We start from the raw sequence: 20,652 nt of genomic DNA on the forward strand, positions 1-20,652 counted from the left end.
CAAACTGCGCAATACTAACCGTATTTCCCGGGAAATAGCGACAATAACTGCAAATAAACGGGGAAAAGCTGTACAGTGGAATTTTCACTGTACAGCTTTTATCGGTAGATCAGTGGGGAGCGCCGTAGTCATTCGACAAGCTGCCACCACTAAAACGGGGGGAGTGGTTGATTTTTTCTTTCATAAGCGCTTTTCGCTGATCGGGTAGAGAGATGGAATCGACTGTTTGCATATCTTCATGCAAATCGAACAAACTAACGGTGTTAGTCTGCAGATTTTCAGGATGTGTCTGAATCAGACGATACGTGTTCGGATGATATTTGGGGCTTAGATTTTTCGTTGACGTCACGTCTAATCGCCTCCTATTATGCTTGACGAACCATTTTTAGAAGCATATGTGCCAAAGAGTGTTGCTCTTCTTTAGAGCCTGAATCCCAAAGTTCTTGTAATAAATATTGCTCACGGTTTCGAGGTTCTTCATGACGTGACAAATAATCGGCAATAAATGTTGTAGTTTTCGCCAATTGTTCATCATTCATTCCAAGGATTTCACCTTTTTTTACCTTATCAGCGAGATACCCTTTAAAATGATTGAAGTTCTGCAAAATCTGATCTTTCTTTTCATTACCCATGTTTGAAACTTCAGACTCCAACTTATTTTTCATATCCACCAATCAACCACTCCTTTTCATTGTGATACAACTAGCTTGCACAGGAAGTAATGAACTATGCATGTGAAGATATAGGTAATGTATTTTGAATTATGTGTGAAAAGAGGCTTCAGTGGGTAGGAGTATAGCATAGTGAGAGGGAGGTGCAATAATGGCTAATAAACAATACGCGGGTACATTTCATTCTGTGGATAATGTTCTTTATAAAATAACTGAACTTGAGGCAAAAGGTTTTAAAAAACATCATATGTGTGTAGTTTCCAATGTGCGGGATGATCTAAAAATTTTGGAAAGTGATTCTGAAATAGAGATAATCGGTATCCAGGAAGGGTCGCTCTGGGATCATACGCGCCGCTTATTCAACAGTAAAGATGAAATGTTGACGATTTTCATTAAAATGGGTTTTACGAAACTAGAATCCAAAACATTTTATAATGATTTAAAAGAAGGCGGCATGGCTTTGTTTGTCGATCAACTAACAGACGAAGAACGAGCCCAATCTGTAGATCCTCATGACAGTGCCCGACAGCTAACAGAAAGCGGTGAAAATCTGGATAGTGATCCGAATGAAGGAGTGGGGAACCCGATTCCAAACAGCCCGAGAATAGGTACAGATTAGTTGTAAAAAAGAAGGGGCTGGGACAAAAGGTTTTCAGCAACCAAAAAAGCCGAACTATTATTAGAAATGCTAACATGGCATTCTAAAATATTTCGGTTTTCTGTATTTAGATAATAAAAACGTATTTATCATTCGGTTTTGGACAAAGCTAAATTAGTTATGTCCCAGCCTCTTCTTTTTTATATTCGTACGGCACGTATTACTTGCTAGGGTGTGCCTCATCATCACTGAAGTGTTCTTTCGCTTCACCGATTTTTTCTTGTGCGGCACCTTTTGCCTTATCCCATTTACCTTCAGCCTGCATTTTAGTGTTATTTGTTAAATCGCCTACAGTGTCTTTTACACTGCCTTTGACTTTGTTGCCAATACCTTTTAATTTATCTTCTGTACCGTGATCTTTGTTACTCATATTATCTCCTCCATTTCGTTTGTTAGTATATAAATACCCACTTTCAAAAAGAGAAAACATCTGAAGTATTGTTGGAACGGTTCAACATGATTGTGCCTGCCACATTCTACTGACCGATTATTTCATAACCTCATTTCACAAGATACCAGTTATTCAAAGTATGAGTTACGGATGACTTTTGAATGAACAGTCGGAATGGGGGCATGATATTGCACGATATATTGTGACTAAACAAGTGAAAAGCCGGAAACCTTTAGAGGCTCCGGCTTTTCGGGTGTTTACAAATGTCTGGCATTACGGAGTACTGTTCATTCCAGAAAGGTTACTAATTTGCTCCATAAGCTTTTCCCGTGACTGCTTATTTCGCATGAGGTAAAGTGCACCAAGTCCGACAGCTGTCATCGCCATTTTGTTCATTTGTCTAACACCTCCAAATGGTAGGATGGCTCTTTATAGAAAGAATATACAATGGATTTCAATTTGTCTGCTACAATTTCCTGTTAAACTTTTAGTGTAGTGATATAATTTCATTATTCACATTTAATGGACTGGAAGTGTCGTCATGAATTTACAAGCTAAATCAACGATTCGCGAGCTTCGATTTTGGCGTATTGTCATCGGGCTAGGCATTGCTTCAGTGCTGATTTTTGCCGCGATGTATGCTATACAGCCTTTGCTACCTATTTTAACAAAGCAATTCAATGTCTCCGTGTCCACTGCCAGTTTAGCCATGTCTGTTAATACAATAGGTCTAATTTTCGGTTTGGTGATTCTTGGGTTTTACTCTGACCGGCTAGGTAGATCAATTTTTGTAAAAATCTCAGTTTTAGTAACAGCACTTTTATTTATTCCTATGTTTTTAACGCATTCTTTTACGGTGATCCTCGTATTGCGTTTTATACAGGGCTTTGGGATGGCGGGTGTATTGGCTGCAGCTCTAGCCTATATCAATGAAGAGATCAATGAGCGGGTAGTGAGCGTGGCGACTGCTCTGTATATTTCATTCAACGGCACTGGCGGGATGCTTGGTCGTTTTGTAACGGGGTATTTGGCAGAACGCTGGTCTTGGGAACTGTCCCTACAACTTCTAACGGGCGCAGGTGTATTGGTATTTATCTTCTTACTATTCACGTTACCTAAATCCAATTACTTCGAACCGAGTGTGGCGTCGATAAAGAAAGACATGGAAGGTTTCGGCGTACATTTGAAGAATCCGGCTTTGCTAATGGTCTTTGGGCTTGGTATTGTACTCCAGCTGAGCTTTACCGGCATGTGGACGTTTCTACCTTTTCATTTGACTACTTCACCATTTTCGATGACGCTTGATGAAGTTTCCTATATCTACTTCGCTTATGCATTTGGAATTATCGGTGCACCGCTGGCTGGCTCGATTGCCAGTAAGGTAGGTATGAATCCTGTCCGTTTAATTGGCGTACTATTACTGGCAGTCGGTTGTCTTCTAACAGTTCCAACTATATTGCCACTGATTATTATTGGTTATTGCGTGATCTGTCTTGGCTTTTTCTCTGCCCATTCTTTAACTGCTGCATCTGTCAGTAAAGAAGCAACGCATCATAAGGGGAGTGCATCAAGCCTGTATCTCGTTTCTTATTATATTGGTATGGCGGCGGGAAGTACGCTAGTAACACCGCTTTGGCAGTTTGCAGGGTGGACGGGTCTCGCTGTGTTTTCAGCGGTTGTGCCAGTTGTCTATGTACTGTTGATCCGACTACGACGTAGCGTGTTAAAAGCGTAGTACATAATAAACCAGCTGCCTGGAATGATACCCGGCAGCTGGTTTGTTTTAGTTTTTAAATATTTCCGGAATAGTCTGTAAATCGATACCCCATAATAATGGAAGCAAGAAGTAAATACAAAGCGTCACGAGCACAACTCCGACTATATTGAGCACGAATCCGGCTTTCGCCATATCAGGAATCCGTAGATAACCCGATCCGAAAACGACCGCGTTCGGTGGGGTGGCAACCGGTAGCATAAACGCACAAGATGCTGCTACACCCGCTGCAATCATTAATGCATACGGATGGAAATTTAGTGCCAATGCCAACGAAGCCATGATTGGATACATCATAGAAGCTGTTGCTGTATTCGATGTGATTTCCGTCAAGAAAATGACCAATGTGGTGACGATCAAAATAATGACAATGAGAGGAACACCTTTCAACCCAATCAGTTGAGTACCGATCCATTCTGACAGACCACTACTGACAAAGCCAGCTGCAATAGCTAGTCCGCCACCAAAGAGAAGTAAGATACCCCAAGGTAATTTCACTGCTGTGTTCCAATCTAGCAAGTGATCACCTTTTTTATTTACAGACGGGATGATAAACAAAATCATCGCAAAAGCAATAGCAATGACACCGTCACTTAAGCCGTCAATGAATTTCGATAGGAAGAACGAGCGTGTAATCCATGAGAAAGCAGCAAGCGCGAAGACGATGAAGACCATAATCTCTTCAATTGAAGGTCGTCCAAGCAACCTCTTTTCGTTATCAATGACTTCACGTCCGCCAGGTAATGTTTTGACTGGTGATTTGTAGACGATCTTCACTAAGTACCACCACGTCAATAAGATAAATACCCAAGCAAACGGTACACCGAACAACATCCATTTACCAAATGATAACTCGATGCCGTAAATTTTATTGATAGCGCCGGCAAGCAATGTATTCGGAGGCGTACCGATCAATGTCGCAATCCCGCCTAGTGAAGCTGAGTAAGCAATACCAAGCATCAAGGCTTTACCGAATCCAAAGTTTTCTTTTGATGTATCGATAGAGGGGTCGTCCTTTAATGCAATCGTTACTTGTGTAATGATCGCCAAACCAATTGGCACCATCATCATGGCTGTGGCAGTGTTAGAAATCCACATAGAAAGAAATCCGGTAGCTACCATGAAACCGAGAACGATTTTGTCCATGTTTGTTCCGATAGCAGAAATAATAGTCAGTGCAATTCGTCGATGCAAATTCCACTTCTCAAGCGCGAGTGCGATCATAAATCCACCCATAAATAAGAAAATCGTTTCATCTCCATAGGAAGATGCAGTGTCTTTCATTTCCAATCCGCCTGTCATTGGAAACAATATGAGTGGTAGCAAGGAAGCGACCGGAATGGGAATAGCTTCCGTAATCCACCAAACCGCAATCCATACCGTACTAGCTAAAATAGCGACGCCGGCTGCGGATAAATCTGCAGGTTTGAAGAACAGTAAAATAAGGGAAAAGAGTAATGGACCAAGCACCAATCCAATGAGCTGTGTAGCTGAATAACTGCGGGAGTCTCTACCTCCCCCTTCATGATTTACGCCAATCTTCTTTCCGCCTTGTCCGCCTCTCACCATTTCAGAGGAGTCAGGCGCAGTGAAAAAACGGAATACATCTTTCACTTGATCATGTAACGACCAAAGACGATTCCAAGTCTGTTGTAACATTAAGATCCCTTCATTTCTACGTTGTATTTCTTGAAGAGTAGCAATCTTCCAAGACATCACCATTTTACCTATTAAATACAACTTGAACAAGAGGAATTAAGACTTTTTCGTATAATTAGACAAATATTGTTGCAATACAGTGTTTAAATCAAGAATTATTATATAGCAAGCGACAAAAAGAATTTTTCGACACAGTTCGTTCAACCGCGTATACTAGAACTAACTATGTAAATTAAAATAGAAGGGAAGTGAGCATTTGACGAAAAAGGCGTGGTTCCAGGCAGGTGTGGGTATATTGCTAGCATTGTTGATCACGAAATTCTTTTTAGAAGTAAATTATATCTTTAGACCGGTGGGTATCATTGTACAAACGATTATCATGCCATTAATTTTCGGTGGCCTGCTTTATTACATAACGGTACCTATCCAACACTATTTGGAAAAGAAAAAAATGCCGAGATGGGGAAGCATCATTACGATTATGCTCATACTCGTAGCCGTTTTATGGATTTTAGTCGCAATTATTGGACCGATGGTGACGAAACAAGTAAATAATTTGGTAGACAATGGGCCAGCTCTCACACATCAGCTCGAGCAACTGAAAGATAAAGCGATTAATCAAAAGGAAAACTTACCAGAAGGTTTGCAGGACTCCTTAAATTCAGCAATCGAATCCGTCCAAACTTTTGCGGTAACATTCGGCAAATGGTTCGTACAATTTGTACAATCATTCGTTCAAGCAGTAGTGTTACTGTTACTTGTACCGTTCTTCTTCTTATTTATGTTGAAGGATCATGAAAAACTTGCTCCGAGAATATATAATCTATTTTCCGGGAAGCGACGCATATGGGTAAAGAAGACATTGGAAGATATTGACCAGGTATTACGTTCTTATATCCAAGGACAATTATTAATTAGTGCTATTTTGGCATTGCTTATTTTGATTGGTTATTCAATCATCGGTTTGGAGTATTCTTTGTTACTAGCAATTCTCGCGTTATTCATGAATATCATTCCGTTTATTGGACCATGGATTGCGGTGGCTCCAGCCTTAATCATTGCGTATTTACAGGAACCCAAATTAGTCATTTGGGTCGGAGTTGTTACGTTAGTCGCGCAACAAATCGATAGTAACCTGATTACGCCGAACGTGATGGGGAAATCGCTTGATATCCATCCACTGACGATCATTACGGTATTATTAGTAGCGGGAAGTCTTGCAGGGTTCCTTGGTATTTTGGTAGCTGTACCTGCTTATGCTGTTGGTAAAGTAATTGTGCAGAACATCTATGAAATGCGACGGGAAATTAGTGAAGCCGCCACGAAGAATGTCTAGTGGTAGTACCAACCTCTTGGTCTTTGAACTGAGAGGTTTTTTGGATGGATAAATAAAGTAAAACCGCACATCCTAACGAAAATGAAAGGGTGTTAACGGATGTTGACGGAGTTTCCAGTTATTCACACCGATGTATGGGATGCGATATGGGGTGTACCAGTTGTTTTGGTCGTAGTACTGATCATTAAGTGGCTTTTTAAATTGTCGCCTGCCTGGCTTTCAACAGTAGCCACAGTAGTTGCGCTCACTATATCAATATTCATTAGCCATCCAAAGAATTTGTCTGCCGGAATTTTCATGGGCTTATTTTATAGTGGTGCGGCAATGGGTATTATTTATTCGACTAAACAATCTTTTCATGCATATCGTAAACGTTAAAAGCAGGCCTTCGCGTAGTGAGCGAAAGCCTGCTTTTTTATTGTAATGGACAAAATCCGCAACGCATCAACCCGGGTACATCTTTAGAGAAGCAGCAGGTTTTGCGAACAGTCGTATTCAATAAAGCGGATGGTTCGGAGCCGTTTAAATAGCTTGCAAAACGTGAGTGATCAGCGATACCTGTCCATAAGGTGTCGTTTTTTAGCATTTCTACATCTTCCCTTGCTTCCATTTCCGATCCCGGATCAGACAATAGTACATGATATTGCCAGAGCCAGAACCCGAAGACATTCTCCCATAAGGTGAGAGGGGATATTGACACTACGCTACGCAACGATGTAATGACTGCATGTGCATCATCCAGTACACGTTTAATCTGTGCTTGCCGGTCTTCGTCATCTATCATTTCCCAGTCTGCGCTATTTATAAATAGGCTGACGGTTTTATTGCCAAACTCCTCTCGCACTCCGAACTGAAGATCTTCTGCCAATCCGTTCCACATTTCGTCGTATGCAGCTAAATTATACAGTTGCATGGCGAAGAACATACCGAGGCGACGTACGAAGAACGAAGCGGCAACGACTTCATTTGGACTTTGGCTGATAGTCTGAGTGACTTCGACGATGGTCTGTACTTTTGAAGAATCCAGCACATCTGCTAGCGTAAAGACTGGAATTGCCGGCGGTTCCAAGTAGACACTGTAACTATTCAATTCTCTGATTTGGTCTGCTGTAAGTGTAGTCATGACTTCAGTATAGTCAAACTACTTGGCCGAAACAACCCGAACGTGATACCTGCCCAACCAGTTTACTAGGCCTTTACATACAATAGGCAGTGAAGAGGTGGTGAAGAGTGGAAACTCAAGAATTGGCTCGCAATAAATCATTCGAGGTAGAGCAAAGGGAATGGAAGCTGCGGCAACGCAAGGAACGCGGCAAGCAACTACTGACAATTGTGTCACCGTTATTCCTGCTAGTGCTGTGGGAAGTGATGTCGAGAACAGGTATCTTGGATATTCGCTTTTTCCCGCCGCCCAGTACGATTGTGCAAACCTTTTATGACATGGTTGTGAGCGGCGTGATGGCGAAACATGTTGGCGTCTCATTGTATCGGATTTTCATCGGATTTTTAGCAGGTGTCATTCCAGGCATTATTGTCGGTTTATTGATGGGATTATATTCTCCAATCCGGCATTTCGTTCAACCAATTGTTATGGCACTTATGCCAATTCCAACGTTGGCATTATTGCCAATCATTATTATTTTATTCGGAATTGGAGATTTGTCGAAGGTCGTGACGATTGCAGGAAGTGTATTTTTCCCAGTTGTCATTAATACGGCGGCGGGTGTATTGAATATCGACAAAATTTATTTGGATGTTGCTAGTAACTATCAAACGAGTCGGTGGAATTTCTTCTTTAAAATCGCTCTTCCCGGAGCACTTCCTGTCATGCTCGAAGGAATTCAGATGGGGCAGGCGATTGCGTTATTGACGATTGTGGCGGCAGAGATGATGGGAGCAACTTCTGGGATCGGTTATTTGATATGGACGTCCTATAAAGCCTTCTTATTACCTGAAATGTACGTGGGATTAATACTCATCTCCTTTTTCGGTTATTTATTCTCGCTTATACTGCGTGCGCTTCAAAATAAATTATTGCCATGGAGGTGAAAGAAATGGAGGGGAAGCCTAAGATTACGGTGGATGGACTAATGAAAGCATTTTATAAGAAACAGGGAAGTGTCATTGCGCTCGAAGATATTTCCCTAACGGTAGCTGAAGGTGAATTTGTTTGTCTCGTTGGGCCGAGTGGATGTGGCAAGACGACACTGTTGCGTATCTTGGCGGGACTTGAACAGCCGAGTGTCGGCAGCTTTACGATTGCGTCTGAAACGAATAACCGGCCGTTACAATCGATGGTATTTCAGGAACGTGGTGTCATTCCGTGGCTGACGGTTCGTGAAAATGTAGCCTTTGGGTTGAAGATGCGCAACTTGCCGATAGCATTCATAAATGAACGAACGGACTTTTATTTGAAGAAGACCGGGTTGGAACGGTTTGCTTCGCTGTACCCAAAAGAGTTGTCTGGCGGTATGAAGCAGCGCGTAAGTATTGCGAGGGCTTTTGCGAATGATCCAGAGATTTTATTGATGGATGAACCGTTCGGCGCACTCGATGAACAGAATCGTTTTATTTTGCAGGAAGAGTTATTGAGTATTTGGGCAGAGACGAAGAAGACTGTATTGTTCATTACACATAGTATTGATGAAGCGTTGTTGCTGAGTGATCGAATTCTGTTGATGGGCGCTCAACCGGGGAAAATTATTGAAGAAATCGTTATTGATATGCCAAGACCGAGAAAGATGGAAGATGTTCGGAAAGATCCAGAAATGGCGACAAAATTCATTGAGATATGGCGTCACTTGCAGGAGGAAGTACAGAAATCGAGAGAATAAGGGATAAAAGGAGAGATGATGTGGGGAAATGGGTGAAGAAGGCAGGTTTGTTCGGCGTATTGTCGGTCGTATTAATGATGGGGGCATGTTCTCCGAAAGAAGTTACGAAGCCTGTAACGAATGACGAAAAGCCGGCATCGGGTGATTTGGCTCCGCTTGAGAAACAGGCGAAAGTATTTATAGCGGAAGATGGTGCTGCTTCCGGCGCAGGTTTCTACATTGCGAAAGAAAAGGGGTATTTTGAAGACTATAATATACGTGTAGATTTTGCGGATTTTGCAAACAGCGATGATATGTTGCCCGCACTAGCCGCTGGAGAAGTGGATATCGCGGGTGGTGTTTCCACTGCATCATTCTTTAATGCGATCGCTCAAGGCATTGATGTACGGATTATCGCGGATAAAGGTCATAATATGCCCGGTAAATCGTACTTCAGTTTTGTCATCGGTAATCATATGGTCGATGAAATCAAAGAGTACAGCGACTTTAAAGGAAAGAAAATCGCGGTATCGTCCCGCAACTCCATTGACGGCTATATCTATGAAGAGATGTTAAAGCATGCAGGTTTGACGGAAGACGATGTAGAGTATGTACACATCGCAGACTTCGGTGCAATGCTTGGAGCAATTGATTCAGGAACGATTGATGCCGCATTGAATATCGAACCGCTTATCGCGCAAGGTATCAATAAAGGTTTTCACGTTCGCTTTGGAGATGCCACCGATTATGCGCCTGAATCACAAATCGCCATGGTATTGGCTTCACCGAAGTTCATGGCCAATGAAGAATTGTCGCTACGCTTCATGGCAGCCTATTTAAAAGGAGTGCGTGACTATAACGACGCATTCTTTAAAGATCAAGGTAAAGAAGAGATCATAGACATTATGGTCAAACATACGGCATTGAAAGATCCTGAGTTATGGGAGAGGGTATTCGTAACGGGGCTCGATCCGAACGGCAAGATGTTTGTAGACGATATTAAGAAGCAGTATGAGATGTATAAGGCGAATGGGGCGATACGTGGTGAGATCGACTTCGATAAGTCTGTTGATCCGTCACTTGTTGAGCGTGCTATTAAGGAAATAGGGGTGTACGAAGATTGATAGTTAGTGGAGTTGTCCTAGAAGTCATGACGTTAGTGACTTCTAGTGATGGCTCCTTTTTTGCTATGTAGGGGATGCTAGGATAGGTATTTGCTTTCCGGAAGCCGTCCCCAGCTGGAGCTTTAATCCATTGTGGATGCTATTTCATTTACAGAGTCAACATGTATTACGAACGCTTTTCTTCTAATGGAAAAAGGGAGTATCCGTTATAAATTCAGCTATAATCAGACCGAAAATCATGCTAGAATAATAGGACTGACTATTCGGAAGTTTGGTGAAGGACATGAGAAAATACATAGGTGAGATCGGGTTGACGATCACTGCAATTATCTGGGGGAGCGGCTTTGTGATGAGTGCGCTCGCTTTGGAATATTATACACCGTATCAAATTTTGGCCGTACGTTTTGTCATAGGAGCTCTGCTACTTAGTATCGTCTTCCATAAACGTCTGCTTCGGATGGAGCAGTCGATTTTATGGAAAGGTGCATTGCTTGGTGTTTTGCTGTATGGGGCATTTGCTTTGCAGACGGTAGGTTTACAGTTTACAACGCCTTCAAAGAATGCATTTTTAACCGGTGTAAATGTCGTGATGGTCCCGTTGATCGCATTCATTTTGTATAAGCGGAAGCTCGATACATTTGAATGGGTTGGTGCAGTACTGGCACTAATCGGAGTGGCGGTTTTATCGTTGCAGTGGTCTACTACTATTAACATTGGCGATGTACTGACACTTGGTTGTGCTGTGATGTTCGCTTTTCATATTTTGTACACGGCACGATTTGTCCGCACGGAAGACGCCATTTTGCTCACGCTATTACAAATGGTTGTCGCGGCAGTGATCAGCTCCGTGACCGTTATCGCAATGGGCGAAACGTCATTCTCCGTGGAACCAAAGGGTGTAAGTTCGGTGCTGTACTTAGCTGTGTTCTCCACGACTCTTGCATTCTTGATGCAAACAGTTGGACAGAAACACTTATCAGAGACAAAAGCGGCCATTATATTATCGACAGAATCAGTTTGGGGCATGATTTTCTCAGTGGCCCTCGCCTATGAATTGTTGACGTTCCGCATGTTCCTAGGTGCACTGATTATCTTCATTGCGATTTTAATGTCAGAAGTTAGACCGCAACTATTGAAAAAACGCATCCCGACGCAAGTAGAAGAGCGTAACATTTGAAAAAGGGTTGTCCAGCAAGTCATCAACTGACTCCGGGACAACCCTTTTCTATATTTTCTTTGCTGCCAATGAAGTTTGATAACTATGCAACGACATGCCCCCGATAATCACGAGCACGCCGACCAATGAAAGTGCCCCCGGTAATGGCATGCCTAGTAATAGCATCTCGCCAAGCATGGCAAAAATTAATCCGACAGACTGTGTAGCTTCGACAGCAGCCAGTTTCCCTTGATCATGTTGTACCATGTCCGTCGCCATGAAGAATAGTGAAGTAGCGATCACACCTGAACTGACTGCAACAATTAATGACTGCGCGACTTGGCCCATAGAAGGCAAGCCGACAGTTGCTGTTGCATAAATCGCTAGCAGTAACCAAATCGGTATCGTCATCCATGTCATCGCCAGTACACGCTGGAACGTATCAAGCCTTCCGCCCACTAGATTCATCATTTTTCGATTGCCAAGTGGGTAAGAGAACGCAGCAATGACAAGTGGCAACGTACCAAGCAGAATCGTTTTCGTCGATACGCTCGCTGCATGTGGAATCTGGATTAGCACAACACCTACTAAGATGATCAATGAAATTACCAATGAGGCCGCTGGAATTCGGTGACGGATCATGCGTATTTCCCCAGTTTCCGTCTTGGATTGAAACGTAAAGAAAGGTGCTAGCAACACGCCGGCGACGATTGTCATCTGCCATGTTCCAGCAACGAGCCATCCCGGACTATAGCCGGCTGAAAATGTTAGTGGACCATAAAACAGAACGAAAGCTACGAAACTCCAGATGAAAAAAGGCCAAGGTGCCGCGGTCATCTCCCGTTTTACACCTGGTAGACCACCGCGCATAGCCACGATGATCACTAGGAAGGGCACCATGAAGAAATAACGCAAAGATGCACTCCACATCCAACTACCGCCATCTAGTTCCATCGATCGGTTCAACACAAAAGTCACCGCAAAAAACAGGGCGGATAGTATACCAATTCCAATTGCCCTCATACACTTACCCCCGCTGTTCCAGAAGTTGTAGCGCTTCAATAATGACTTGTGTAGCTTTCACCATATTATCTGCTGAGATGTATTCATATTTACCGTGGTAATTTTCACCGCCTGTGAAGATGTTTGGCGTTGGCATACCCATATAAGATAGTTGTGACCCATCCGTACCACCACGAATGGGTGCGATATTGGGTTCGATATCGAGACTACGATAGACGTCCGCCATTACGTCGACAATTTCCATGACAGGTGCAATTTTCTCCCCCATATTGAAGTACTGATCGGTTACTGTCAGCTCTATCGCATGTTCACCGTGCTTCTCTTGAAGACGTGTAGCGGTATCTTGCAAGAGCTGTTTGCGAGCTTCAAAAGAATTCCTGTCAAAGTCACGAATAATATATTGATAGGTTGTTTTTTCTACAGAACCATCTACGTGCATCAGGTGAATGAAGCCTTCATAGTTTTCTGTTTCTTGCGGGATTTCATGTTCCGGCATGGCTTGATGGAACTCTGCCGCGATCAATAGGGAGTTGACCATTTTACCTTTTGCAGTTCCCGGATGGACATTCGTTCCGTGAAATGTTACGTCCGCGCCTGCAGCATTGAAGCTCTCATACTGAAGTTCTCCAAGTGGTCCGCCATCCATTGTATAAGCGAAATCTGCACCGAATCGATCTACGTCAAACTTAAGCGGACCACGCCCGATTTCTTCGTCAGGTGTGAAGCCAACGCGAACTTTGCCATGTTTGATTTCCGGATGTTCCACTAAATACTGCATAGCTGTCATAATTTCTGCGATACCGGCTTTATCGTCAGCGCCTAGTAATGTCGTGCCATCCGTCGTGATCAGTGTATGACCGACATAGTTGTGGAGTTCGGGAAATGCTTGTACGGACATGACTGTTGTTTCATTCAATGAAATGTCTTTGCCGTCATAGTTGTCGATGCGCTGAGGGTTGACGTTTGTCCCCGTGTAGTCCGTTGCTGTATCGACATGTGCTAGAAAGCCGACTGTAGGCAGTTGTTTGTCGGTGTTAGCCGGTAGTGTGCCGAAGAGATAGCCGTTTTCGTCCACCGAGATTTCGTCGAGACCGATGTCGGCCATTTCTTTTTCGAGCACACGTAGCAGATCCCATTGTTTTGCGGTAGACGGTGTCGTGTCCGAAGTAGCATCGGATTGAGTGTCGATTTTAGCGTAGCGGATGAGTCGTTCAATCAGTTCTTCTTTCATGTAGCAAGCTCCTCTCCAAGATACGAATTAATGTTTTCATTCTAACAGAGGTGTGTGAATGTTTCGCTTAAAATGAAAAAAGAACCGAGAGTTTCGGTTCAGGAGAAAAGGTGTAGGGTTAATTGGTGTTGGGGTTGGGATTGGCGCTACGGAGGGGCCGCGGTGAGCCAACTGTTCGCTGCGCTCTCTTAGTTGTCTCACCTGATCGGGCTGATCCTCCCAGAGTCGCCCCTCCTACGCGCCAATCCCTTACAACCTGAGTGGGTGATACTAATGGTAGTCAATGAAATTAGTGTTGTAACTGGTTCTGTACTTTAACTTTAATAAGTTGAAACACAACAATAATTGAGACACTACCTACAATGAGCGATATAAGTACCTCCACTAGGTAGGATTGAAGCGGGAGCTGGGGCGACTCCGGGAGGATCAGCGAAAGCCGTAGCGAAGGACGGCTTTTGCGAGTAAAAGCGAAGTGTTAGGAGCATGTATGTTCCTAGACTTCAACAGAAAAGCCACGCCCTCAGGAAAGCGTCCCCAGCTGGAGCTTCAATCCCCTCGTACACACAGATTAGCTCCCAATTTTTTAAAATGTTCGATTTAGATTTTGCTTTTATTTATAATCAAGCAAATATATTAATCGTTGTAATGATGATCGGCATCGAGACGACGTCTATGAGGAAGGCGCCTACGATAGGGACGATCAGGAAGGCTTTACGTGACGGGCCGTAGCGTCCCGTAACGGCTGCCATGTTTGCCATTGCGTTTGGTGTTGCACCTAGACTATGACCCGCGAAACCAGCGATCATAACTGCTGCGTCGTAATCCTTACCGAGCAAGCGGAACAAGATGAAGATTGCAAACAATATGACGAAGATCACTTGTACAAAGACAATCAGTAACAATGGAAGCGCCAAGTCTGCGATTTCCCACAGCTTGATGCTCATTAACGCCATCGATAGGAATATACCGAGTGATACGTCGCCGATCAAGTTGATGCTCGTCATATGCACCGCGTCTTCTTTCACGCGATCCACAATGTTTCGTACGATAACCGCGACGAACATCGCGCCTACGTAGCCAGGCATTACGAAGCCAGTAGCGTTTGAGAAAAGATCTCCTATCAGCGTACCGCCAGCAATACAAAGTGTAATCAATAGAGTCTGTGTTAGGAAGTTGTCGGTATTGATTGGTTTTTCCAATGACTCCACGGAGTATGCTTCTCCATGCTCGACTTCTGTAGATTTCAAATCATGTTTATTGATTAAGTATTTAACGATAGGACCACCGACTAGACCACCTGCTACAAGACCAAAAGTAGCCGCTGCGATACCAATGGATAGTGCTGAATCAATGCCCAGACTTTCTAATGTTTCACCGTAAGCAGTAGCGCCACCGTGCCCGCCTTCCATGGAGACAGCGCCAGCCATCATACCAATCAACGGATGTAGACCAAATATATAGGACATGGAGACACCTATGACGTTTTGAGCTAGGGCTAAGAAGCCACAAGCTGCCCAGTAGATCAGCAATAATTTTCCGCCAAGACGGATTAGACGAAAACTAGCACCGAGACCGACTGTTGTGAAAAATGTCAGCATGAATAAACTTTGTAGTGATGTATCCAACGAAAAACTTAGTAAATCGAAGTACTTCAAAATAGTCGCTACAAACGCGAATAGTAAACCACCGACAACAGGGGCAGGGATACAGAACTTCTGTAGAAAGCCGATTTTACGGACTAACACCGTACCCAGTGTGAGGAGGGCTAACGCTAAAAATAGCGTAGTGATTTGATTTAGCTCAATTGTCATGTGATTCGACCTCCCAGCAATGCAAAGATTGCTTCATTTGTTAGATAAGCTCCCAGCTTAACCGTTTGATTAGTATGATCAAGTGACGGATTTATTTCGGAAATGTCGAATGAAAGGGTTTTCTCATGCGATGCAATGGTCTGAATGAAAGAGCGTACAATCAACGGATTCAATCCGAAGGGAGAGGGCGCACTTACACCTGGAGCATATGCAGAGTTCAGGACATCCGAGCACAATGTTAACAAAACAGCGTCCTGTTTTTCAATGAATAACTGTACTTTTTGCAATATATTGTCTAAAGGACTCGTTATTATCTCTTGTTCCATGACATATGTCACGCCTTTTGCATCGGCTTCTGCAAACAATGCTTCCGTGTTGCCGAACTCCTGTATACCTAGCACAAGGTAGTCAACATGCGGATCAGCATCTAGCATCTGCTTGAACATCGTGCCTGAAGATGGTTGTTCTTCGTAGCTGCGAAGATCGAAATGGGCATCAATATTGATGACACCAAGTTTTGCATCTGGACCAAGAAAGTTTCGAACTCCTGTATAATGACCGTAAGCGGTCTCATGTCCACCGCCTAAAATGACAGGCTTTGTATGGTTTTGAAGGCTCTTTTGAACGACTGCCCCTAGTTCGGCTTGCGCTTTTTCTAACTGATCATCTTCACATACTACGGTACCTACATCAATTAGCTGACAGTCGGCCGGTAAGCGCCAAGGTAGTTTTGCTAGTTCGCTTCGGAGTGCATTCGGTCCTTCTGCAGCACCAAGTCTGCCATTATTTCGACGTACGCCTTCTTCAGAAGAAAATCCGATTAGGGTACAAGTTTTGTTGGTAGCGCTTTCTTTTAATTCGGAAAATTGGATGATTTGGTGCATTCGGAATGCAGCTCTGTCGGTCTCGCTATCGGTGCGACCTGACCAGTATTTTTCATTTGATGGGATTAACAATATACTTCACCCTTTCCAACGTGATATTCTTACTATACTGGCTTGTACTTATTAATTCTAATACATGTTTTTCATATATTCATGCATACAGGCTATAAGTGGAGGCGAGATGAATGGAATTGAAGCAATTGCAGTATTTTGTCATGGTGGTGCAGCAATCGAGTTTTTCCGAGGCGGCAAAAAAACTTCATCTAACGCAGCCTTCGCTCAGTAAGACGATCAAGAACTTGGAATTTGAAGTAGGCTTTCAGTTACTTGAACGTACGACCAAACGTGTCCAACTGACAGAATCGGGCAATGTGGTTTACGAGCGTGCATTGAAGATTCTGCATGAAACAGACATTCTACAGCAAGAAATTAAAGAAGTGAAGTGGATAGGTAGTGGAAGTGTAAAAATCGGTATGATTGAATCAGTAAAAAATTGGATTCCTTCTATACTACATGCGTATCGTCAGGAGTTTCCATCCATGCATGTGAAGTTAATTGAGGTATTAGGCCGTGGAGATGTTGAGCGAGCGCTTCGTCAATATGCGGTCCACGTCTGTTTGACAAATCAATTTATAGAGGCATCGGATATCGCAACAATTCCTTTGTACCAAGAGCAATTAGCAGTTGTCATGCATCCTGAACATCGACTGGCAAGCAAGGAATCCATTACGCTAGCTGACCTAGAAGATGAGGCATTCATTGTCACGAGTGTTGGGTTGCAAACTAGACAGGATATTTTTGCTGCATTTGCTGAAGGAGGAGTACGAATGAATATATGTTATGAAGTAGAGCGTTTTGAAACGATTGTGGAGCTGATACGAAAGAATATTGGCATCTCAATTATTCCACAAGAGTATTTTGCACATGAACTCGATCCAACACTTGTAATTAAAACAACCAATTCGAAGACGCTGACACGTACAGTCTATCTCACGTATTTAAAAAAACGGTATATGCCACCAGCTATTGAGATGTTGGTGAGTAGGATGCAAATGCAGCGTGACTCCTATGTGAAGTGGGAAGAAGGAGGAGAGCTGGATGAATAAGTTATTATTCGGTGTTTTAGTTGTCATTACGACTGCTTTAATGGGGTCGTCGTTTGCTATTGGAAAAATCGGATTGGAATACTCTTCACCGTTGTTGCTAGTAGCATTACGTTTTACGATTGCAGGAGCGATCATGGCGGTAATTGTGAAAGTAATGAAAAAACCCCATCCTAAAACAGTTGGAGAGTGGAAGTGGCTTGTACTGATCGGTTCTTTGCAGACCGCTGCAGTCATGGGTTGTATTTTTATAGCACTTCGCACCATTACATCAGGTGAAACATCTATTTTAACGTTTACGAACCCATTGCTTGTCGTGGTCATCGGGACGTTAGTATTAAAGATTCATTACCGCTTGCAACAGTGGATTGGTGTCATTTGCGGATTGTTTGGGGTATTTATTACAATGGGCGGCCATTTGAATTTGAAGATTGGTACGGTATTAGGATTTTTATCTGCAGTAGCATGGGCTTGCGCAACTTTGCTCGTCAAAGTACATGGTCACCGTTTTGATACGTGGGTGATGACAGCATATCAAATGTTATTTGGTGGATTGATCCTATTCGTGGCAAGTTATCTACTTGAAGAACCATTTTTCCTAGCGAATCCCTTATCATTGGCAATTTTAGCGTGGCTTGCGATTGCCGCATCTATTGTGCAATTTTCCATTTGGTTTTATTTATTGCAGACAGGAAATCCCGAAAGAACGAGTGCGTTTCTGTTCTTGGCACCGTTCTTTGGGACGTTGTCGGGATGGGTTCTGTTGGATGAGAAGTTGTCTATGTCATTGGTTTTAGGAGGAATGCTCATTAGTTTGGGAATATTCCTCGTGAACTGGCGCAGCAAAAGAGAGTTGAGTAGTGACTTATTGCCATAGACGGCAATAGGCTTGGAGTTCGCTGAGGAATGCTTGTACTTCCTTCGTGTTGGAATGGGTTCCTGTATAAAGAGTACGTTTGATTGGAGCTACTTTATAATCGAGTACAGTTAGTTCACCTTTTGCAAGTTCGTGTTTGCAACTATGACGCGACAAAATAGCGATGCCTAGCCCACTTAGAACAGCTTGTTTGATGCTTTCTGGCGAGCCCATGATAGTGGGCTGTACTTGTACTCCATATTGTTGAAGCGATTGATCAATTAATGGACGGCTAGGATCTTTCGTGTCAGGCAGGATCCAATGTGTATTTTGCAAATCTAGGATGGATGGGCTTTTTTTATGTGCAAGCGGATGATGAATGGAAGCAAAGAGTAATAGTTCGTCTTGCATAAATGCTTTAGACGTTGGTAAATTGTCTCGTTCACTACAACCGATGTCGGCTTTCTTGCTTTTTAGTAATCGCATAATTTCAGAGGAAGGTGCGGTCGTCAGTTCCAGCCGCATGTCGGGATATTTTGCGTGTAGCCGAGTTAGGACGTCCGGTAAAATAGCTTGCGAAATAACCGGCGAAGCGGCAATACGTAAGATTCCTTTACGTGCCGTTGATTGCGTTAAATCTACATTTGTACGATCAGTCAAATCAATCATCTCCCATGTGCGTTTATATAGTAATCATCCTGCGGGTTTCACGATATCCAATAAACGGGCTAATTTTGTATGAAAAAATAGCCTTGCATTATTCTGCAAGGCATCGAGCATACAATTATTGAACTGTGTAATTTTTGTGTGCGACGACAGTCATGTTGGAAGCTGCTCCAATGTTTTCCGCGTCTTCTTCAGAAATTTTCACAATGACGGAGTTTTCGAGAATCTTGTGTATAGTTCCGGAAACTTCATGTTCATTACGGTTGAAAGATATGACTTCGTCTACATACCGTGATGCTACAAAATCAGAAACTGGACGATCTTTTCGTGGGAATGCCAATCGAATCAACTCCTTCAGTAGTATGGATTCTAGTTTGTCGTAATTTGTCATGAAAATCAGACGAAAAGTACGTACAATAGCTTACTAGAACTAGTATAACACATTTTGAGAAATTATTCATCATACTAGAATTATGTCGAATGGGCAAGTTTTGCGTAGAATCATTTCTTGAATGTGACTAGTTCCACTGCCAAAGATAGAGAGTATGGATTACGTGCAAATCAATTCGTTGACATTATACCTCCAGGGGTATAATATAAAGTTAACAGTAAGGAGGTCGAGCGATATGGAATACGATGATAAAGTCAAAAATCGATTAAAGCGTCTAGAGGGTCAAATCAAAGGTGTCTTGCGTATGATGGAAGAAGGCAAGGACTGTAAAGAAGTGATTACGCAATTATCAGCCAGTCGTTCTGCTATTGATCGTACAATTGGCGTAATTGTCAGTTCGAATTTGATTGCCTGTATAGAGAATCTAGATGAAGCAGATGAACGCACGCATGAATCCATCATTAATGAAGCGGTGGATCTTCTAGTAAAGAGTCGATAAGCAACATCGCTTGACTCTTTTTTTTACAACTTATAATATACCCCTATAGGTATTTAGTAAAGTGATTTTTAAATAGAAAGGAACGAGAACATGACGGAGCAAAAGAAAACGACGATCGTATTATTTAGTGGAGATTATGATAAAGCGATGGCGGCTTATATTATCGCGAACGGTGCAGCGGCGTATGATCATGAGGTAACCATTTTTCATACATTCTGGGGATTGAACGCCTTGCGAAAAGATGAACCTATTAAAAATACTAAAAATTTTATTGAAAAAGCGTTTGGGAAAATGATGCCACGTGGAGCGGATAAACTAGGATTATCTCAAATGAACTTTGCAGGAATGGGTCCAAAGATGATTAAGCACGTGATGAAAAAGCATAACGCGATGACATTACCACAACTAATCGTCATGGCAGTGGAGCAAGACGTGAAGTTGATCGCATGTACGATGACAATGGATTTACTAGGCCTAGGTGAGAAAGAACTCTTGAAAGAAGTTGAGTATGGCGGTGTAGCGGCTTACTTAGGAGAAGCACAAGACGGTCACGTGAACTTATTTATTTAATTTTTTTGCGAAAATAAATACCCTAGGGTGTATAGG

The 20,652-nt window shown here is 42.8% G+C and carries 24 protein-coding genes; 12 read left to right on the top strand and 12 right to left on the bottom strand.

Translation table 11 applies throughout. The features are described from left to right. Positions 1-109 precede the first annotated feature (109 nt). A complete protein-coding gene (locus CSV75_RS11895; RefSeq protein WP_099676000.1) occupies positions 110-349 on the bottom strand; it encodes a hypothetical protein in 240 nt (79 codons plus the stop codon). A gap of 16 nt (positions 350-365) precedes the next feature. Continuing rightward, positions 366-665, bottom strand: coding sequence for a DUF3243 domain-containing protein (locus CSV75_RS11900; RefSeq protein WP_099632064.1), 300 nt, complete (start codon positions 663-665; stop codon positions 366-368). A gap of 157 nt (positions 666-822) precedes the next feature. On the opposite strand from CSV75_RS11900, the gene CSV75_RS11905 reads away from it, so the two are divergent. After that, complete coding sequence (locus CSV75_RS11905; protein ID WP_099676001.1) at positions 823-1,290, top strand: YflT domain-containing protein; 468 nt, start codon at positions 823-825, stop codon at positions 1,288-1,290. Between the two features lie 199 nt (positions 1,291-1,489). Here the strand turns inward: CSV75_RS11905 and CSV75_RS11910 are convergent, their stop codons facing one another. Beyond that, positions 1,490-1,699: a CsbD family protein gene (locus CSV75_RS11910; protein WP_099676002.1), complete on the bottom strand. Its 210-nt coding sequence runs from the start codon at positions 1,697-1,699 to the stop codon at positions 1,490-1,492. A gap of 294 nt (positions 1,700-1,993) precedes the next feature. Next, positions 1,994-2,116: a hypothetical protein gene (locus CSV75_RS16655; RefSeq protein WP_255397303.1), complete on the bottom strand. Its 123-nt coding sequence runs from the start codon at positions 2,114-2,116 to the stop codon at positions 1,994-1,996. A gap of 145 nt (positions 2,117-2,261) precedes the next feature. Between CSV75_RS16655 and CSV75_RS11915 the strand changes: the two genes are divergently transcribed. Continuing rightward, a complete protein-coding gene (locus tag CSV75_RS11915; RefSeq protein ID WP_099632004.1) occupies positions 2,262-3,455 on the top strand; it encodes an MFS transporter in 1,194 nt (397 codons plus the stop codon). Positions 3,456-3,503: 48 nt separating this feature from the next. Here CSV75_RS11915 and CSV75_RS11920 read toward each other — a convergent pair whose 3' ends face one another. Beyond that, entirely contained in the window at positions 3,504-5,153 is a 1,650-nt protein-coding gene (locus CSV75_RS11920) for an SLC13 family permease (protein ID WP_099676133.1), read from the bottom strand. A 256-nt stretch (positions 5,154-5,409) separates the two neighbouring features. On the opposite strand from CSV75_RS11920, the gene CSV75_RS11925 reads away from it, so the two are divergent. Continuing rightward, entirely contained in the window at positions 5,410-6,489 is a 1,080-nt protein-coding gene (locus CSV75_RS11925) for an AI-2E family transporter (RefSeq protein ID WP_099676003.1), read from the top strand. A gap of 99 nt (positions 6,490-6,588) precedes the next feature. Then, positions 6,589-6,867 carry a hypothetical protein gene (locus CSV75_RS11930; protein WP_099676004.1) on the top strand — a complete coding sequence of 93 codons (279 nt, stop codon included), beginning with the start codon at positions 6,589-6,591 and terminating at the stop codon, positions 6,865-6,867. A gap of 37 nt (positions 6,868-6,904) precedes the next feature. Here the strand turns inward: CSV75_RS11930 and CSV75_RS11935 are convergent, their stop codons facing one another. Continuing rightward, positions 6,905-7,612, bottom strand: coding sequence for a hypothetical protein (locus CSV75_RS11935; protein ID WP_099676005.1), 708 nt, complete (start codon positions 7,610-7,612; stop codon positions 6,905-6,907). A gap of 107 nt (positions 7,613-7,719) precedes the next feature. Between CSV75_RS11935 and CSV75_RS11940 the strand changes: the two genes are divergently transcribed. The 4 genes from CSV75_RS11940 (at position 7,720) to CSV75_RS11955 (ending at position 11,603) form a co-directional block, all read left to right on the top strand. After that, positions 7,720-8,538, top strand: coding sequence for an ABC transporter permease (locus CSV75_RS11940; RefSeq protein WP_099631999.1), 819 nt, complete (start codon positions 7,720-7,722; stop codon positions 8,536-8,538). A gap of 5 nt (positions 8,539-8,543) precedes the next feature. Beyond that, on the top strand, positions 8,544-9,323 hold the full coding sequence (locus CSV75_RS11945) for an ABC transporter ATP-binding protein (protein WP_099676006.1): 780 nt from the start codon (positions 8,544-8,546) through the stop codon (positions 9,321-9,323). A 74-nt stretch (positions 9,324-9,397) separates the two neighbouring features. Continuing rightward, positions 9,398-10,426, top strand: coding sequence for an ABC transporter substrate-binding protein (locus CSV75_RS11950; protein WP_483315692.1), 1,029 nt, complete (start codon positions 9,398-9,400; stop codon positions 10,424-10,426). Positions 10,427-10,709: 283 nt separating this feature from the next. After that, on the top strand, positions 10,710-11,603 hold the full coding sequence (locus CSV75_RS11955; RefSeq protein WP_099676007.1) for a DMT family transporter: 894 nt from the start codon (positions 10,710-10,712) through the stop codon (positions 11,601-11,603). 48 nt (positions 11,604-11,651) lie between these two features. Here CSV75_RS11955 and CSV75_RS11960 read toward each other — a convergent pair whose 3' ends face one another. From CSV75_RS11960 to hutG, 4 genes are all read right to left on the bottom strand, one after another. Further along, positions 11,652-12,605 carry a DMT family transporter gene (locus CSV75_RS11960; protein ID WP_099676008.1) on the bottom strand — a complete coding sequence of 318 codons (954 nt, stop codon included), beginning with the start codon at positions 12,603-12,605 and terminating at the stop codon, positions 11,652-11,654. Positions 12,606-12,609: 4 nt separating this feature from the next. Beyond that, entirely contained in the window at positions 12,610-13,836 is a 1,227-nt protein-coding gene (gene pepT / locus CSV75_RS11965; protein ID WP_099676009.1) for a peptidase T, read from the bottom strand. A gap of 620 nt (positions 13,837-14,456) precedes the next feature. Next, positions 14,457-15,647: a sodium/glutamate symporter gene (gene gltS / locus CSV75_RS11970; protein WP_099631993.1), complete on the bottom strand. Its 1,191-nt coding sequence runs from the start codon at positions 15,645-15,647 to the stop codon at positions 14,457-14,459. Then, a complete protein-coding gene (hutG, locus tag CSV75_RS11975) occupies positions 15,644-16,603 on the bottom strand; it encodes a formimidoylglutamase (protein ID WP_099676010.1) in 960 nt (319 codons plus the stop codon). Before hutG ends, gltS begins: the two co-directional genes overlap by 4 nt. A 113-nt stretch (positions 16,604-16,716) precedes the next feature. Here hutG and CSV75_RS11980 point away from each other — a divergent pair, with 113 nt between their 5' ends. Then, positions 16,717-17,637 (top strand): LysR family transcriptional regulator, encoded by a 921-nt coding sequence (locus tag CSV75_RS11980; RefSeq protein WP_099676011.1) that lies wholly within the window; start codon positions 16,717-16,719, stop codon positions 17,635-17,637. Further along, the gene (locus tag CSV75_RS11985; RefSeq protein ID WP_099676012.1) at positions 17,630-18,511 is read left to right on the top strand and encodes a DMT family transporter; all 882 of its coding nucleotides are present in this window, start codon (positions 17,630-17,632) and stop codon (positions 18,509-18,511) included. Before CSV75_RS11980 ends, CSV75_RS11985 begins: the two co-directional genes overlap by 8 nt. Here the strand turns inward: CSV75_RS11985 and CSV75_RS11990 are convergent. Continuing rightward, positions 18,500-19,150, bottom strand: coding sequence for a LysR substrate-binding domain-containing protein (locus tag CSV75_RS11990; protein WP_158231654.1), 651 nt, complete (start codon positions 19,148-19,150; stop codon positions 18,500-18,502). The genes CSV75_RS11985 and CSV75_RS11990 overlap by 12 nt on opposite strands. Positions 19,151-19,274: 124 nt before the next feature. After that, positions 19,275-19,496, bottom strand: a complete 222-nt coding sequence (locus tag CSV75_RS11995; RefSeq protein ID WP_099631988.1) for a DUF2187 family protein — start codon at positions 19,494-19,496, stop codon at positions 19,275-19,277. A gap of 286 nt (positions 19,497-19,782) precedes the next feature. Here CSV75_RS11995 and CSV75_RS12000 point away from each other — a divergent pair, with 286 nt between their 5' ends. After that, positions 19,783-20,046 (top strand): metal-sensitive transcriptional regulator, encoded by a 264-nt coding sequence (locus CSV75_RS12000; RefSeq protein ID WP_099631987.1) that lies wholly within the window; start codon positions 19,783-19,785, stop codon positions 20,044-20,046. 90 nt (positions 20,047-20,136) lie between these two features. Then, the gene (locus CSV75_RS12005) at positions 20,137-20,616 is read left to right on the top strand and encodes a DsrE/DsrF/DrsH-like family protein (RefSeq protein ID WP_099676014.1); all 480 of its coding nucleotides are present in this window, start codon (positions 20,137-20,139) and stop codon (positions 20,614-20,616) included. The last annotated feature ends 36 nt before the right edge of the window (positions 20,617-20,652 follow it).

The sequence above is a fragment of the Sporosarcina sp. P18a genome, assembly GCF_002743135.1.
Taxonomy (GTDB): domain Bacteria; phylum Bacillota; class Bacilli; order Bacillales_A; family Planococcaceae; genus Sporosarcina.

Coding starts and splice junctions, on each gene's coding strand:
- CSV75_RS11955 (WP_099676007.1), top strand. CDS start 10,710: ATGAGAAAATACATAGGTGAGATCGGGTTGACGATCACTGCAATTATC.
- CSV75_RS11920 (WP_099676133.1), bottom strand. CDS start 5,153: ATGTTACAACAGACTTGGAATCGTCTTTGGTCGTTACATGATCAAGTG.
- CSV75_RS11915 (WP_099632004.1), top strand. CDS start 2,262: ATGAATTTACAAGCTAAATCAACGATTCGCGAGCTTCGATTTTGGCGT.
- pepT (WP_099676009.1), bottom strand. CDS start 13,836: ATGAAAGAAGAACTGATTGAACGACTCATCCGCTACGCTAAAATCGAC.
- CSV75_RS11905 (WP_099676001.1), top strand. CDS start 823: ATGGCTAATAAACAATACGCGGGTACATTTCATTCTGTGGATAATGTT.
- CSV75_RS11935 (WP_099676005.1), bottom strand. CDS start 7,612: ATGACTACACTTACAGCAGACCAAATCAGAGAATTGAATAGTTACAGT.
- CSV75_RS11945 (WP_099676006.1), top strand. CDS start 8,544: ATGGAGGGGAAGCCTAAGATTACGGTGGATGGACTAATGAAAGCATTT.
- CSV75_RS12005 (WP_099676014.1), top strand. CDS start 20,137: ATGACGGAGCAAAAGAAAACGACGATCGTATTATTTAGTGGAGATTAT.
- CSV75_RS11900 (WP_099632064.1), bottom strand. CDS start 665: ATGAAAAATAAGTTGGAGTCTGAAGTTTCAAACATGGGTAATGAAAAG.
- CSV75_RS11950 (WP_483315692.1), top strand. CDS start 9,398: ATGATGGGGGCATGTTCTCCGAAAGAAGTTACGAAGCCTGTAACGAAT.
- CSV75_RS11980 (WP_099676011.1), top strand. CDS start 16,717: ATGGAATTGAAGCAATTGCAGTATTTTGTCATGGTGGTGCAGCAATCG.
- CSV75_RS12000 (WP_099631987.1), top strand. CDS start 19,783: ATGGAATACGATGATAAAGTCAAAAATCGATTAAAGCGTCTAGAGGGT.
- CSV75_RS11985 (WP_099676012.1), top strand. CDS start 17,630: ATGAATAAGTTATTATTCGGTGTTTTAGTTGTCATTACGACTGCTTTA.
- CSV75_RS11930 (WP_099676004.1), top strand. CDS start 6,589: ATGTTGACGGAGTTTCCAGTTATTCACACCGATGTATGGGATGCGATA.
- gltS (WP_099631993.1), bottom strand. CDS start 15,647: ATGACAATTGAGCTAAATCAAATCACTACGCTATTTTTAGCGTTAGCC.
- CSV75_RS11910 (WP_099676002.1), bottom strand. CDS start 1,699: ATGAGTAACAAAGATCACGGTACAGAAGATAAATTAAAAGGTATTGGC.
- CSV75_RS11960 (WP_099676008.1), bottom strand. CDS start 12,605: ATGAGGGCAATTGGAATTGGTATACTATCCGCCCTGTTTTTTGCGGTG.
- CSV75_RS16655 (WP_255397303.1), bottom strand. CDS start 2,116: ATGAACAAAATGGCGATGACAGCTGTCGGACTTGGTGCACTTTACCTC.